General features: G+C 67.8%; 15 protein-coding genes and 2 pseudogenes. 14 read left to right on the forward strand and 3 right to left on the reverse strand.

What is annotated here, in order from left to right:
* Positions 1-14 precede the first annotated feature (14 nt).
* The 3 genes from AC08OO_RS15045 to AC08OO_RS15055 all read right to left on the reverse strand — a co-directional run bounded on the left by AC08OO_RS15045 (position 15) and on the right by AC08OO_RS15055 (position 4,317).
* Positions 15-2,006: a response regulator gene (locus AC08OO_RS15045; RefSeq protein ID WP_476618670.1), complete on the reverse strand. Its 1,992-nt coding sequence runs from the start codon at positions 2,004-2,006 to the stop codon at positions 15-17.
* 89 nt (positions 2,007-2,095) lie between these two features.
* Positions 2,096-2,623, reverse strand: coding sequence for a response regulator (locus AC08OO_RS15050; protein ID WP_476610873.1), 528 nt, complete (start codon positions 2,621-2,623; stop codon positions 2,096-2,098).
* A complete protein-coding gene (locus AC08OO_RS15055) occupies positions 2,620-4,317 on the reverse strand; it encodes a sensor histidine kinase (RefSeq protein ID WP_476610872.1) in 1,698 nt (565 codons plus the stop codon). Before AC08OO_RS15055 ends, AC08OO_RS15050 begins: the two co-directional genes overlap by 4 nt.
* 436 nt (positions 4,318-4,753) lie before the next feature.
* Between AC08OO_RS15055 and AC08OO_RS15060 the strand changes: the two genes are divergently transcribed.
* The 14 genes and pseudogenes from AC08OO_RS15060 (at position 4,754) to AC08OO_RS15125 (ending at position 14,365) form a co-directional block, all read left to right on the forward strand.
* Entirely contained in the window at positions 4,754-5,698 is a 945-nt protein-coding gene (locus tag AC08OO_RS15060) for a phosphate/phosphite/phosphonate ABC transporter substrate-binding protein (RefSeq protein ID WP_476610871.1), read from the forward strand.
* Positions 5,695-6,456, forward strand: coding sequence for a phosphonate ABC transporter ATP-binding protein (phnC, locus tag AC08OO_RS15065; protein ID WP_476610870.1), 762 nt, complete (start codon positions 5,695-5,697; stop codon positions 6,454-6,456). The genes AC08OO_RS15060 and phnC overlap by 4 nt, the downstream gene beginning before the upstream one ends.
* A 215-nt stretch (positions 6,457-6,671) precedes the next feature.
* Positions 6,672-6,971, forward strand: a pseudogene (locus AC08OO_RS15070) (PhnE/PtxC family ABC transporter permease); the annotation flags it as partial.
* Between the two features lie 20 nt (positions 6,972-6,991).
* Positions 6,992-7,132, forward strand: coding sequence for a hypothetical protein (locus AC08OO_RS15075; protein WP_242666987.1), 141 nt, complete (start codon positions 6,992-6,994; stop codon positions 7,130-7,132).
* A gap of 8 nt (positions 7,133-7,140) precedes the next feature.
* On the forward strand, positions 7,141-7,410 hold the full coding sequence (locus AC08OO_RS15080; protein WP_476618674.1) for a PhnE/PtxC family ABC transporter permease: 270 nt from the start codon (positions 7,141-7,143) through the stop codon (positions 7,408-7,410).
* Positions 7,407-7,949 (forward strand): hypothetical protein, encoded by a 543-nt coding sequence (locus AC08OO_RS15085; RefSeq protein WP_476610875.1) that lies wholly within the window; start codon positions 7,407-7,409, stop codon positions 7,947-7,949. Before AC08OO_RS15080 ends, AC08OO_RS15085 begins: the two co-directional genes overlap by 4 nt.
* Entirely contained in the window at positions 7,946-8,185 is a 240-nt protein-coding gene (locus AC08OO_RS15090; protein WP_476610869.1) for a hypothetical protein, read from the forward strand. The genes AC08OO_RS15085 and AC08OO_RS15090 overlap by 4 nt, the downstream gene beginning before the upstream one ends.
* Positions 8,186-9,131: 946 nt before the next feature.
* Positions 9,132-9,413, forward strand: coding sequence for a hypothetical protein (locus AC08OO_RS15095; protein ID WP_476610868.1), 282 nt, complete (start codon positions 9,132-9,134; stop codon positions 9,411-9,413).
* A gap of 47 nt (positions 9,414-9,460) precedes the next feature.
* Positions 9,461-9,619: pseudogene (locus AC08OO_RS15100) on the forward strand (hypothetical protein); the annotation flags it as partial.
* Between the two features lie 56 nt (positions 9,620-9,675).
* Positions 9,676-9,855: a hypothetical protein gene (locus AC08OO_RS15105; protein WP_476610867.1), complete on the forward strand. Its 180-nt coding sequence runs from the start codon at positions 9,676-9,678 to the stop codon at positions 9,853-9,855.
* A 129-nt stretch (positions 9,856-9,984) separates the two neighbouring features.
* Entirely contained in the window at positions 9,985-10,962 is a 978-nt protein-coding gene (locus tag AC08OO_RS15110; protein ID WP_476610866.1) for a class I SAM-dependent methyltransferase, read from the forward strand.
* Positions 10,963-11,125: 163 nt separating this feature from the next.
* Positions 11,126-11,563: an SAM-dependent methyltransferase gene (locus tag AC08OO_RS15115; protein WP_476610865.1), complete on the forward strand. Its 438-nt coding sequence runs from the start codon at positions 11,126-11,128 to the stop codon at positions 11,561-11,563.
* Positions 11,564-11,701: 138 nt separating this feature from the next.
* On the forward strand, positions 11,702-13,165 hold the full coding sequence (zwf, locus tag AC08OO_RS15120) for a glucose-6-phosphate dehydrogenase (RefSeq protein WP_476610864.1): 1,464 nt from the start codon (positions 11,702-11,704) through the stop codon (positions 13,163-13,165).
* Positions 13,166-13,537: 372 nt separating this feature from the next.
* The gene (locus tag AC08OO_RS15125; RefSeq protein ID WP_476610863.1) at positions 13,538-14,365 is read left to right on the forward strand and encodes an SDR family NAD(P)-dependent oxidoreductase; all 828 of its coding nucleotides are present in this window, start codon (positions 13,538-13,540) and stop codon (positions 14,363-14,365) included.
* Positions 14,366-14,580 lie beyond the last annotated feature (215 nt).

The raw sequence follows: 14,580 nt of genomic DNA on the forward strand, positions 1-14,580 counted from the left end.
ATCTGCACCGCCGGTCAGCGTGGGTGCAGGGTTCGTTCCAGGCTGTCGAGAAGGGTACGGGCGGTGAACGGCTTCTGGAGGTGGGCGACACCGGGCGGGAAGCCGGCCACGGACTTCTCGGCGCCGGCGGCGTAGCCCGACATCAGCATGACCGGCAGCTCGGGGCGGGTCCGACGGAACTGTTCGATGAGCTGGTAGCCCGTCATACCGGGCATGATCGCGTCGGTGAGCAGGGCGTCGATCCGCGTCGTCCCAGGACCGAACCGGTCGAGGGCCTCGGCCGGGGAACCCGCCTCGTGGACGAGGTAGCCGGACCGTACGAGGATGCGCCTGGTGACGGCGCGCACGGCCGCGTCGTCCTCGACGACGAGGATCGTCTTCCCCTGCCCGCGGGTGGCGTCGTCCCGGGTGGCGTCGTCCCGGGTGGCGTCGACGGGAGCGGGCCCGGTCCTCGCCGTGGCGGGCAGCAGGATCCGGATGGTCGTCCCCTTCCCGACCTCGGACTCGATGTCGATCTCGCCGCCGGCCGCCCTGACCACCCCGTAGACGGTGGCGAGGCCGAGTCCCGTCCCCTCACCGGGTCCCTTGGTGGTGAAGAAGGGTTCGACGGCGCGACGGATCACCTCCGGGCTCATGCCGCACCCGGTGTCGGCGACCGCCAGGCACGCCCAGCCGCGCTTCGGGCGTTCTTCCGGCGACGGCCGCCCGTGCGCGGCCGGGCGGTCCGCGGGAGACGGGCCGCCGTCCCGGTCCAGGTTCGCCGTGCTGAGGGTGAGGCGGCCGCCGTCGTGCATGGCCGCACGGGAGTTGACGACCAGGTTCATCACCACCTGTTGGATCTTGATCGGGTCGATCGTGACGGGATGGAGATCGGGATCGAGGAGGGTGACGATCTCGATGTCCTCGCCGATGGTGCGCCGCAGCAGGTTCCGCGTCCCCTCGACCACCGCGTTGAGGTCGAGGGTCTCCGGCTTCGACGACTCCTGCCGGCTGAAGGTGAGCAGTTGACGGATCAGTCCGGCGGCCTGGTCGGCGGCACGGCTGATCTCGTCCATGTCGGCCCGGCACGGGTCGTCGTCGGGAAGGGTGTCGAGGACGGTCTCCGCATAGCCGGTGATCACGCCGAGCAGGTTGTTGAAGTCGTGCGCCACGCCGCCCGCGAGCCGGCCGAGGGACTCCAGCCGCTCGGTCTGATCCAGCTGGCGTCGCAGCTGCTCCCGTTCCTCGTCGGCATGGACCTGCTCGGTCACGTCACGCAGGATGCCCTGCACCGCGACGAGGTGGCCCTGGTCGTCGTGGACGCCGACCACGCGCTGCTCAGTCCAGACCTCGGCGCCCTCTCGCGGGTGCCAACGGACCCGCAGCGGTTCGGGGTTCGCGGTGCGCCACGAGCCCTTGAGGGTGGGCCGGTCCTCCTCGTCGACCAGCGAGAACAGGGTGTCGGGGCGGCCGCACAGGTCCTCGGGCGGGTAGCCGGTGATCATCCTGATCGCCGGGCTGACGTACTCGACCTCGGCCCGCGGGCACAGCCGGCAGCGGAAGAGGACGTCCGTCGCCTGCTCGGCGAGCAGCCGGAACCGTTCCTCGCTGCGTCGTAGGGCGGCCTCGGCCTGCCGTCGTCTCTGCCGGTCGTCGGCCTCCCGCAGTTCGCGCTGCACCGCGGGGACGAGTCGGCTCATGCGATCCTTGAGCAGGAAGTCGTGCGCGCCGGCCCGCATGAGTGCCGCCGCCGTCTCCTCGCCGACCTGGCCGGAGACGACGATGAACGGGATATCGAGGCCGCTGGCGCGCAGCTGCGTCAGGGCCGCCTCGGCGCCGAACGCCGGCATGTGGTAATCGCAGATCACCAGGTCCGGAGGCCGGGTACGGAGAACCGACGCGGCCGCCTCGGAGTCCTCCACCTGATCGTAGGTCACCTCGAAACCGCCGCGTCGCAGTCGTTCGACGACGAGCACGGCATCGTCGTCGCTGTCCTCGATCATGAGGACGTGAATGCGTGGCATCATGCGCACCTGTCTCGCCGTCACCTAGCCCGCCGCCGTTCAGCCAGCCCGCCGCCGTTCAGCCAGCCACCACCTACATCTCCGGCTGCCGCTCAGCCAGCTGCCGCTTCACCCTTCCGCGGCGGGTGAGGCATCGGCATTGGCACCGGAATCGGCATCGCTCTGGTGTTCTGGGTGCTCTGGGTGGACTGCCGGTTGAGCAGCAGCCAGTACATGCCCGCCGTCCGCACCGCCTCGGTGAACTGGCCGAAGTCGACCGGCTTGACGATGTAGCTGTTGACTCCGAGGTCGTAGCTGGCCACGATGTCCCGTTCCTCGTGGGAGGAAGTCAGCATCACCACCGGCATGGTCCGAAGTGCCGGGTCGCCTTTCAGCCGTTGCAGGACCTCCAGGCCGTCGACCTTCGGCAGCTTGAGATCGAGCAGAACGACCTTCGGATCCCTGTCCGGCGACCGGTCGGCGTAGGGGCCGGTACGGAAGAGGAAGGCGAGCGCCTCGGCTCCGTCCCGGAGAACCTCGATCGAAGCCATGATGTTCTTTGTGTGCAGCGCGTGCAGGGTAAGTTCGATATCGTCGGGATCATCCTCCACCAACAGAATGTTCGGTCTTTCGATGTTCACGCCGATACCTCCTCGCTCAGAGTGAAGAAGAAGGTCGCGCCTTTCCCCTGCGCCGCCTCCGCCCAGATCCGCCCGCCATGGCGGGCGATGACGCGCTGGCACAGCGCGAGACCGACACCCGTTCCCTCGAACTGTTCCGAGCGGTGCAGCCGCTGGAACACCCCGAACAGCTTGTCCGCGTACCGCGGATCGAAACCGGCCCCGTTGTCGGCGACGTAGAAGACCACCCGCCCGTTCTCGCGGCGGCTGCCGATCTCGACGCGGGCGGGGTCACGGCCCCGGGTGAACTTGACCGCGTTCGACAGCAGGTTGGTGTAGACCACCTTGAGCAGCACCGGGTCGGCCACCCCATGGGGAAGATCCCCGACGGTGATCCGCACCGGGCGGCCGGCGCGGTCGCCCTCTTGCTCCGCCAGCACCGCGGACACGATCGCAGCCGGGTCCACCTCCCGCTTACTCATGGGCTGCCTGCCCAGGCGGGAGAAGGCGAGCAGGTCGTCGATCAACGCGCCCATCCGGTCGGAGCTGCGCTGCACCCGGTCGAGATAGCCGCGGGCCTGCTCGGGCATGTCCTCGGCGTACTCGTCCATCAGGATCCGGGAGAAACCGCTCATCGACCGCAGTGGCGCCCGCAGGTCGTGGGAGACGCTGTAGGTGAAACTGCCGAGCTCGTCGACGGCCTCGTGCATCTGCTTGTTGGCCTCGACGAGGCGCGTGTTCGCCTCCGCCAACCGGGCGTTGGCCGCGGCCAGATCGGCGGAGACGCGCAGTCTTTCGGCATCGGCATGATCCAGCCGCCGGCAGATCCCGACGGTGACCGCCAGCAGCATGACCACGGTATAGGAGACCACCAGGGCACCCCGGAACGCGACGCCGTAGAACCCGAGCCGCCACAGCGCCACCGCGGTCGTCCCGACAAGGACCGGGACGATGACCGTGGCCGGCAGCAACTGGCGGGCGACGCCCCCGCCGGCCCCGGAACTCGCCAGGATCGCCAGCGGGGTATAACCCAACCGTGCCAGCGTCGCTCCGACCGACAGCACCAGCGTGGCGACCGCCGCCGGGACGGCGACCCTCGTGTAACCGGAAGTGAAATCGACCCCGTACAGATAGCTCAGCAGCACCGTAAAGGAGATGAACCCCGCGACGCAGACCAGGACCTGGGCCACGTACCTTCCTCGCCACCGGCGGGTATCGAAAAGTAGCAGGGCGAGCGACAACAGCGCCAGAATGGCCGCGCCGAAAGGCACGATCCGCCCCGGATGAGACTGCGAGGCTGTGGCCTGGTCGGTGAAGAGAAGTTCGTCTATGCCGAAATTCCGATCCACGGCCGACTCGACGAGGGAGAGTCCGGAGATCGCCAGTGCAAGGGCGGCGGCCCCCTGTCCCGCCGCCCGGACGGCGGCTCGCCGCCGGCCGAGTCGGCTCCACAGCGAGAACCCGAGCAGCAGACCGCAGACGGCTCCGTTTGGTTTCGTCGACGGCCAGCCGGGTTTGATGCTCGTGAGCACGTGATTGTCCAGGGTCCAACCGAGTAGCGTGACCGCGGCCATCACGATCGTGAACACGGCGGCCCAGGATGCGACGGTCTCAAGTCGCGACGCGTGCGCACCGTCGCCGGCGGGCCAGGCCGGTGTCCCGCTGCCCGCACCCACCCGCACCGGCTCGGCCGGTCCGCGACCCTCTGGGTTCATGGCTCTCCTAGCGCCCGAACACGATCGAAAGATTCGCTCTTCGTGAGAGGGCATGACCGTTGCGTGATACCCGCGATCGCCGCCCTCACGCCGCCATCCACCAGCGACCACCTCCCCGGGGAGGTCTTGGGAACGGTGGATCGCCCCGCTGGGCGAGGTCGGGTAGAGCGCCCAGCCGAGGAGACGCCGGCTGACTGACATGATCAGCGGGCCGGTGGTCGGGGGCAGGTCCGCGCGCCGCTGGACGGCGATCTACAGATCCGATCGATTCTTGACCGGACCAGAAATCCCAGTATGGGAGTTATCACGGCCTCTTCCGGTTGTGCGGTCGTCTGCCGTGAGATAGCCCTGGCCGTTCGGTTGCTCGTAACCGACGCTTCACCACGGTGGCACGCGGGCGTTCCAGGCTTCCCGCAGTACCGGACGAGGAGGAAACATGGTCAACAAGCGATGGCGCGTGCTCGCGCTGGCCGGGGCGGCGCTGGTGCTCATGGCTTCCTGTGGTCAGAGCGCGGCGAACAACGGCAACGGCAGCACCCGTGACCCCAGCGAACTGGTGTTCGCGGCGGTTCCGGGCGAGGAGTCGGCCAAGCTTCAGGAGGACTACCAATCCTCGATCGATTTGCCGCGGAAGGAAACCGGGAAGACGATCCGGTTCCAGCGGGCAACCGACTACGCCGCCGTCATCGAGGGGCAGCGCAGCGGCAAGGTCGATATCGCGCTGTACGGGGCACTGTCCTATCTGGTCGCCCGCACCTCCGGAGTGCGGGCGACGGCGGTCGCCGCGGCGCTCGCGGAGAAAGGTGGTTCGCCGGGCTATCGCTCCTACGGCGTGGTGAAGACCGGTTCGCCGATTCACGACCTCGCGGGTTTCAAGGGTAAGAAGGTCTGCCTCGTCGACCCGAACTCGACCTCGGGCTACCTCTATCCGCGGGCCGGGCTGATCGACGCCGGGGTGAACCCCGATAGCGGGATCACCGCGGTGCTGGCCGGCACGCACGATGCGTCGGCGCTCGGCGTGGCCAAGGGGCAGTGCGACGCCGGGTTCGCCTACGACGCGATGGTCGACAAGAAGCTGATCGAGAAGGGTCAGCTCAAGGCCGGCGAGCTGACCACGGTGTGGAAGTCCGACCTCATCCCCGGATCACCGATCGCGATCAGTGACGACCTCGATCCCGCGCCCAAGGACAAGATCGCCAAAGTGATCCAGGAGCACATGAACATCGACTACCTCGAGTCCCATGGGTTCTGCACACCCGGTAAGTGCATGGTCGACGAGTCCGGCGACTGGGGTTTCGTCAAGGTCGCCGACACCTTCTTCGACCCGGTGCGGCACGTCTGCGAGGTCACGAAGGCCAAGAGCTGCACGGCGGCGGAGTGAGCGCCGTCTGCTTCGAGGGGGTGACCAAGCGGTTCGGCCAGACGCTCGCCCTCGACGAGGTGTCGTTCACCGTCGAGCCCGGCGAGGTGGTCGTCCTGCCGGGGCTGTCCGGTTCGGGCAAGTCGACGCTCCTGCGGCACGTCGACGGCCTGCATGGGGCAAGCGCGGGCCGGGTCATCGCGCTCGGCACGGACGTCGGCCAGGCGCGGGGCGCGCGGTTGCGGGAGCTGCGTCGCCGGATCAGCTTCGTGTTCCAGCAGTTTCACCTGGTCGACAGCCTCTCGGTGCTGGAGAACGTGTGCACCGGCGCGCTCGGCAGGCTGCGTGGCCCGCGGCTGGGTCTGGTCACCTATCCGCGGGCGGTGCGACTCGAGGCGCTGGAGCACTTGGAACGGGTCGGGCTCGCGTCACAGGCGTTCCAGCGCGCGGACACGCTGTCGGGCGGGCAGCAGCAGCGGGTCGCGGTCGCGCGGGCGCTCATGCAACGCCCGGAGATCCTGCTCGCGGACGAGCCGGTTGCCTCCCTGGACCCGGAGTCCTCGGCGCAGGTGATGGGCCTGATCCGCGAAATCGCGAGCGAACGGAATCTGACCGTGCTGTGCAGCCTGCACCAGGTCGAGCTGGCGCTGTCGTGGGCCGACCGGATCGTCGGGTTGCGCTCGGGCCAGGTCGTGCTGGACAAGGCTGCGGGCGACCTTGACCACCAGCAGGCCGTCGCCATGATCTACCGAGCCGGCCCGCTGCGGGCCATCGCGTGACGGGGCGAACCCTCGCCCGGCCCAGGACCGATTCGGTCCTGGGCACGGCCGCGCTGCTGGGGCTGCTCGGCCTGGCCGGGTAGGCCTTCGCCGCGCTGTCGATCAACGTCGCGACGCTGATCGACAGCGGGCGGAACGCGGCCGACTTCGCCGCCCGGATGCTCCCCCTGGACTTCCCCACCGCGGGGGAGCTGCTGCGCCTGACCGGCCAGACCATGTCGATCGTCATCTGCGCCACGCTGCTGTCGGTGGTGCTCAGCACGGGGCTTGCGGTCTTGGCGGCCGGGAACACGGCGCCGCACCGCGGTGCGCGGTTCGGCGCGCGGGCAGTGATCGTCGCGGCCCGCGCGGTGCCGGACGTGGTGCTGGCGATCGTGTTCTTTCGGCTGTTCGGGTTCGGCGCGCTGGCCGGGGTTCTCGCGATGGGACTGCATTCGGTCGGCATGGTCGGCAAGCTCTACGCCGACGCGGTCGAGCAGATCGACGAGGGCCCGCGTGAGGCCATGCGCGCGGGCGGCGCGGGCCGTGGGAGCTGGTGGCCGGCGTGCTGCCGCAGGTGCTGCCCGCGTTCGTGGCGACCGCGCTGCACCGGCTGGACATCAACCTGCGGGTCTCGGTCGTCCTCGGCTTCGTGGGTATCGACGGGCTCGGCCGCGCCATCGCGACCGGCTGCTGATCGTGTGTGTGCGGGGCATCCCCGATCTGGTGCTGGCGATCGTGTTCGTGGTGATCACCGGGCTCGGTGCGGTCGCCGGGGTGCTCGCGCTGGGCGTCGGTGCTGTCGGGCTGCTCGGCAAGCTCGTCGCGGACTCCGTGGAAGAGGTCGACCCGGGTGTCGAGGACGCGCTGCGCGCCACGGGATCGAGAACGAGCAGCTGCCCCGACCGGGTGCCGAGCTGCCGATCGAGTTCGCGCTGCTGTCCTTCGAGGGCAAGCTGCGGGCCGCGGGCGTGACGACCGTGTTCCACGGCATCTCCTTCGAGGACACCCACCACGACATCCCGCGCAGCGTGGGCCAGGCGGAGAAGACGTGCGAGGCGATCGATGCTTATACCGGCGGGCTCGTCGACCACCGGATCCTGTACCGGCTCGACGTGCGCAGCCCGGAAGCGCTGTCCGCGCTGGCGCGGCGGTTGGACCAGGTTCCCGACGGCGCCCTGGTCTCCCACGAGGACCGTACCCCGGGCCAGGGCCAGTACGCCGTCCGCGAGCACTACGAGCGCTATTTGATGGGCAGCCGCGGCCTGGTGACCGCGCTGGTGTCGGACTACCTGCCCTCCGGTCTGCTCGCGGCCGCCATGCTGCTCGCCGAGCAGGGGCTCGCCACCCTGCCGGCAGCCATCGGCCTGGTGACCGCCGGGCCGGCCGAGGTCGCCGGACTTCCCGACCGCGGTCGGCTCGAACCGGGGCTGCGCGCTGACTTTGTGCTGGTCGAGCCGCGCCGCCCGTGGCCGGTGGTGCGGTCCGTGTTGTCATCCTGGGGTGTCTGGTGACAATCGGGGGTGCGGCGGTGACCCGGTGGCCGGTTCCCGAGCCGGAGATTCCGGCCGGGACGGATCCCGCGCTGGCCGCAGCCGCCCGCGCGGCGGTGGGCGGCGCGGTGATCGACGCCTTCGGCCGCCCGGTCGAGATCGTCCCCGACCTCAGCCGCCGACGGTCCGGCGTGATCGCGGCGACCCCGGAGCTGGCGCACCAACTCGCGGACGAGATCAGCGGCTCTTCCTACTGATCCGTTCGCGTTACCCGGCCTTTCCCCGGGGAACGGCGCGTCGCCGCCGCTGGTTGCCTGCGCCGGCAGATGGTGGGCCGGACAGCAGGTGACGCACGACAACAGCCCACCGGCGCATGCGCATACGACCGGACCGTGTTCGGCGACGAGCCGATCAGCCGGTGATGCTCAAGAAACTCCTTGACCGGGCCGATCGGCAGACGGTCCTCCGTCCACTGCGACGCTCCTCGTCGTCGGCGGCGACCAGCTCGCAGCCGGGGGTGCGGCCGCTCCTTGCGGATGATGACCCGTATCCCCGGCGGCCAGCGTCCACACCCGTTTCTGGACCACCAGCCTCCGGGAGATCGCCGGCAGGGTCTTCCCCACGCCGTCGACCGGATCGAGCCGATCGCGGCCACGTACGCCGCAGGGGCAGAAGCCGCTGTCGCCGGTCATCACCCGGACCAGATGGCCTGGAACGGGACAGCGCGGCCACCGGCTCGGCCCCGTCGATCCGGTCATGGCCGCTCCCAACGCCGTCGCCATCCTCGCAGCCTGCCGGTTCAACAGGTCCGTGCCGCAATAGTCTTCGTTGATCTCCTGGTCGCCGATCAACACGTTGCTCTCATAGCACTTGTTGACCAAGTTCCTCTCGTTCCCAGCGCACCCGCCGGAACCCGTCAAGCGGCCCAGATCGATGATCGTAAACTTGATCGAATTTTGATTACTGCAAGCGCTTTCTAGATCGCACCTACTTTGGATCATGGGGAAGCGTGATCCGATGCGCACGATCGGGTGAGGCGGAGTCGCGGCTATGTGCCTGTAGCCTGCGGATTCAGGGAAGCCTCCCGTGTGTGGCGACCATTACCTCCAGGGATGCGGACGGCGAAGTAGACTCAAGGCCGATTAAGATCGGTATGCGCTTGCATACCGATGGCGGCATCCGCGCAGGAGGCAGGAGGCAGCGGTGGCAGACAGCCAGCACCAGCCCGGCGGGGAGTTGACGTCGACTGACGTCAACTCTAAGGTTGTGGTCGTGGCGTTGCGAAGGGATCCGGCGCTCCGGTTGCAGGTCCTTGTCCATCACGAGACGACCACCAGGTTGCTGGCACCACTGCGCGAGCTGTGCCGGGTGGCCGTTGACGACGGTGAGACCACCGTCGTCAACGCGATCAGCAGCGTGGGAGCGCACCGGCTCGACCTCTCATCGCGGGCTGTGACATCGGGTTCGGTGATATCAACAATCTGATCCACCTCGTCCGCGAGTACGAGCACGCAGGTGTTTACGCTGTGTGAATTGAGGACAAGGCATTCCCTAAGAGGAACAGTTTCCCGCCCGGTCAGGAGTTCGCCGACGCAAACGAGTTCGTCACCAAAATCATGATGGTGAAGGATGTTCTCCAGGGCAGGGACTTCATGTTGATCGCCCGGGTGGACTCCCCTATCGCGGGAACCAGCGAGGAGGACGCGATCTGGCGGGCCACTCTGTACCGGCGGTCCGGTGCTGAATCTTGCGCGTCGTTTTCGCGGCGGTGGATGCCGCTCTCCCCAGCATTCTCGAGTCCGGTTCCGCCGCCATCGAGTCGCGGCTTGCCTCAGTCGCCCAGGTGCTCGAGACGATTGGAAACGGCAAAGTGACCGCCGCTGACATCGCTTTCGCCGAGGAGGTGAAGCGCCGGCGCGCAGGGTAGGTCCATGAGCAACGCCGCCGGTGGCCTGACAGGCGGTTTTACTCGCCGTAACCAGCGCCGCCCGAGTGCGGGCACCCAGGCTGGTCAACCCCATGACGACAGTGTGTGTTGACGATCGAAGGAAGGGCCATGGAGAACGTGTCTGACAATGCCAACGATCGTGCGGACGCCGAACTGCGACGCCGCTCGGAGGAGGACGTACACGCGGCGGCCATGCACGACGGGCTCGACGTCCCGCCCTCCACCTGGCACGGTTTGGAGGTGGCAAGGCGGGACCGGGGCCCGATGACGAACTGGGAATACAACCGCGCGCGGCTGGCCGACACACTCGACGCGGTGGCAAGTCGCATTCCCAGCCTTGATCGGGCCATACTGGATTGGGCCGTGGCCGCCAAACTCCCTGGCCAGTCGTTCTTCGACGCCTGGGAGCGGGACGGCTACCAACTGCCCGGGCTGCGGCAACACTCCAAGCTGCTAGAAGCGTGCATCACGGCCGCAAACCCTCAGCCAGCGGACGTCGTCCTAGATCTCGGTTGCGGCGACGGCGCGCTCGTGGCCAGGCTCCCGCTCGTCGCGCGTCTGGACCTGCTCGACAGCAGCGTGCGGATGCTCGAGCGCATCCCACTGAGCCGGACAGGCAGGAAGGAGACCCGACTGGTCCACGCCGATTACCTCGACTACAGACCGGACACACGGTACGATGCGATCATCGCGGTCATGTCGTTGCATAACGTCGACCACGACCAGATTTCGCGGGCCCTGGAAAAATGCTACCGGGAGCTTTTCCCTGGTGGCCGCCTGGCCCTTGGCGAGACATTTCTCGACACCTCGGCACTATCGAGCCAGAACGACATCGACGATGTCTGCGACGTCTACTATCGGAAGATAGTCAATGCTGCGGAGCAGAACTGTTACCGCCATGCGCTCAAGGACGCACAGATACTCGACCGGATCCTTCGGCGCTCCGGGGAGTACATGCGGACTCGGGAGCAGTGGAGAAGGTTGCTGACACGGGCGGGATTCTTGGTGAAAGCCAGCCGGACGACTTCACCCGAGATCCGCTACGGCTACCTGCTGGCCGTTCGTCCTCCCGAGGACGACCAGTAAGTCGGCCGGTCGTGAAGAATCTGCGCCCGGGGTAGGTCCATGAGCAACACCGCCGGCGGCCTGACATCGGGTGTTCGCCCGCTGAACCAGCGCCACCCGAGTGCCTGGCACTCAGGCTTGGACGGCGCGGAATCAATGGGTCGGAAGGATATGAGGAATCGTTATGGAAGAGGGTGCCGTGAAAAAATCTGAGGCTGAATCTGATACGGAAGCCCTGGCCCGGGCCTACGAGAAATCGCGATTCGCTGTTCCGCATTACGTGCTGCGGTCCGAGGTCATTGACGGTGACGGCTTCCAGAGCCCGCGTGGTCTGGACGGTTTCAAACGAATCCTGCTGGGTGGGATGTCCGTTTCTCCAGGAATGCTGGTCATGGATATCGGCTCTGGTCTGGGTGGCGCCGCTTTCTACCTCGCCGCTGCCTTCGGTGTCGAGGTGGTTGGCGTCGACCCCTCGGAAGTCATGGTCGAGATCGCCTGCGCTCGGAAGGCCGAGTTCGACCCGCAGGACAGGGTCTGGTTCATCCACGGCGGGAAGCCCTGGTCGGCGGCCATGCGGTCCGCATTGGGCGTGTGTTCAGCGACACATGCCCGGTTTCCGTAAGCGTTTGCAGTAGAGTTGCCATGCGAGCTCGGCCACTGGGATCTAGTTCGCCTGAGGGGTTGGCCGGGGTTCCGGCGCCCCCTCACTGCTCTCAGGCGTCTCCCACCGCCGTCCAAGATCACAGTAAGGGGAGAAGCTGTGGACCTTGCACCAGCCGCGGGCTGTGACATCGCTGTGTTCGGCGGGACCGGCGACCTCGTGATGCGCAAGCTACTGGCAGCACTGTACCACTGCGACCGGGAGGGGCAGCTCGCCCTCGACTTCCGTGTGATCGCCGTGTCCCGAGCCAGGCTCGACGATGTCGGATACCGCGACAGGGTGGAGGCGGAGCTGCGCCTGCGCGTTCCGCGGACGGCGCAGGAAGCGGGGGCCTGGGCGCGTTTCCTGCGCCGCCTGCACCACGTGACCGCCAACGCCACCGATCACAGCACCTGGGGCGACCTGCAGGGCCTGCTTGCCGACGGGCAGGATCGGGTGCGGGTGTTCTATCTGGCCTGTGACCCCCGGCTGTTCGGGCCGATCTGCGCCGGCCTGCACCAGAGGGGGCTGGTGAGCGGGCAGTCCCGGGTCGTCCTGGAAAAACCGACAGGTCACGATCTTGCATCGGCGCAACGGATCAACGACGAGGTCGGGGCGGTCTTCGACGAGGAACAGATCTTCCGGATCGACCACTACCTTGGCAAGGAGGCCGTGCAGAACCAACTCGTGCTCCGGTGCGCCAACCCATTTCTCGAGCTGCTGCGGAACTCCGGTGCGATCGACCACGTGCAGATCACGGTTGCGGAGTCGATCGGGGCGGGCGGACGCGGGAGCTACTACGACAGCGCTGGTGCTCTGCGGGACATGGTGCAGAGCCATCTGCTGCAGCTGCTGTGCCTCGTGGCCATGGAACCTCCAGCCTCGCTGGATCGGGAGGTCATCCGCGACGAGAAGCTAAAGGTGTTCCGGGCGCTGCGCCCGCCGCGCGGCGATGTAGGGCGCTGCATCGTGCGTGGACAGTACACGGCAGGTGTCGTCGATGGGGTTGCGGTGCCGTCCTACCGGGACGAGTTGGGTGGGATGGTCAGCACCACGGAGACGTTCGTGGCACTGAAGGCCGAGGTAGAGAACTCGCGCTGGTCCGGCGTGCCCTTCTATCTGAAAACCGGTAAGCGGCTGGACCGGCATGCATCCGAGATCGTGGTGCGGTTCCGGCCGGTGCCGCATTCGATCTTTCCCGGTGTTGCCGATAGCCCCACCCCCAACCGCCTGGTGCTGCGGTTGCAGCCCGACGCGGCCGTACTCCTGCATCTGATGGTGGAGGAACCGGGCCCGGGGGGCCTGTGTCTGCGTCCGATGATCCTCAATCTCAGTCTCGCTGAGACCTTCACGTCTCGGTTTGTCGATGCCTATGAGCGGCTGCTCATGGATGTCGTCCGGGGTGACTCGACCTTGTTTCTGAGCCGGGACGAGGTGGAGGCCGCCTGGAGGTGGGTGGAGCCGCTGCTGGCGCTGTTCGCCGAGCCACCCCAGCCGTATGCCGCCGGCACCCGGGGACCGGCCGGCGCGGCCGAGCTGATCGAACGCGACGGCCGCACCTGGCATGAGGAGGACTCCGAGTGAGACACCCTCTGTCAACCCTCAGGCGGCCCGGTTCGAGCGCGTGGGCGCGGCAGACAGACCGGCTACACCCACAACACGATCGCGCGGGGTCGCTGGCCGCCCATCCCTGACCCGCCATCAGTCCCCGGCGTAGCCACCGGGACCCGCCACCGGGACCCGCCACCCGGTCAGCCCGCCTGGCGACCGGGATCACCGTGCCCGGAGCCTACGTCAAGTTCCACCGCCTTCTGCAAGGGCTTACACTCAAGCTGGCGGTAGGCGTTTACGGAACCCTCGGCGGCCACCGCCACACCTGCTCGACTCGGGAGGTCCCTCTTTGTCCGCCACGCCCCAGCGCTCCCCAAGCCCTCAGTCCGCTCCCCGAGGAGACGCATGACCTCCGCAGGTGCGCTCGACGGCAAGGTGGCCGTCGTCACCAGTTCCAGCAAGGGGATTGGCCGTGCGTTGGCGACCGGCCTCGGTCAGGCCGGCGCAAACGTGGTCGTCAACTACAAGAACGACTGCGCGGGCGCCGAGCAGACGTGCCGGCGTATACAGGAGGCAGGCGGCATCGCCGTGGCGGTCGGCGCTGACGTAGGCGTCCCCGAGGACGCGCAGCGGTTGATCGACACGGCCCATTGCGAGTTTGGCAGCATCGATGTGCTCGTCAACAACGTCGCGCATGTCCGTCTTGGCCCGGCACAAGCGACGACTCTTGAGGACTGGGGCGACGCCATCAGCACCAACCTTCGGGGCGCCTTCCTGACGACCATAACCGCGGTGGCCGCAATGGGGGAGCGGGGTGGATCGATCATCAACATCTCAACCTGTGCCGCCACCCTGATGCTCCGATACCACGCCGTCTACACCGCATCAAAGGGCAGCCTGGAGGCGATGACACGCCACCTCGCCCTGAGGCTCGCGCCGCGTGTGCGCGTCAACGCCATCGCGCCCACGGCCACGCGTATGGAGCGCAACTGGCAGGACAACCCCGACTTCGATCGTAGCTGGAGCGCCGTCATTCCGCTGGGCCGCATGGCGACGCCCGAGGACTACATCGGCCCGCTGGTGTTCCTGGCGTCGGACGCCTCGTCGTTCGTCACCGGGGAGATCCTCCACGTCGACGGGGGCTGGACACTCCAGGGCCCTGCCCCGGACATGCGGCACTACGACTTCGAGACGGACCGGCATCGCGGGCGAGGAGGCCCTGACAGATCTTGAACTGCTGCTTGCGGCGTTCCGCGAGTCCATCGTCTCGCGCGGGCTGCGGATCGCCGCGCTGGGGCTGCTACGGGCCCCACTCTCCTACATAGCCATCGACAAGGGGAGCCATCCGCGACGGCACCGCATGACGACGAGCGCGCCATAAGAAGGTGTTCGAGAAGGTGTTTGAGATCGTCGGTTAGACGATGGGACCGCGGGCGGCATAAGCGGGC

The organism is Frankia sp. CeCAU1, assembly GCF_977971845.1.

What these genes read in the sequence shown, in the direction of transcription:
- AC08OO_RS15055 (WP_476610872.1), bottom strand. Translation starts at nt 4,317, where the DNA reads ATGAACCCAGAGGGTCGCGGACCGGCCGAGCCGGTGCGGGTGGGTGCG.
- AC08OO_RS15110 (WP_476610866.1), top strand. Translation starts at nt 9,985, where the DNA reads ATGGAGAACGTGTCTGACAATGCCAACGATCGTGCGGACGCCGAACTG.
- AC08OO_RS15125 (WP_476610863.1), top strand. Translation starts at nt 13,538, where the DNA reads ATGACCTCCGCAGGTGCGCTCGACGGCAAGGTGGCCGTCGTCACCAGT.
- AC08OO_RS15045 (WP_476618670.1), bottom strand. Translation starts at nt 2,006, where the DNA reads ATGATGCCACGCATTCACGTCCTCATGATCGAGGACAGCGACGACGAT.
- AC08OO_RS15115 (WP_476610865.1), top strand. Translation starts at nt 11,126, where the DNA reads ATGGAAGAGGGTGCCGTGAAAAAATCTGAGGCTGAATCTGATACGGAA.
- AC08OO_RS15060 (WP_476610871.1), top strand. Translation starts at nt 4,754, where the DNA reads ATGGTCAACAAGCGATGGCGCGTGCTCGCGCTGGCCGGGGCGGCGCTG.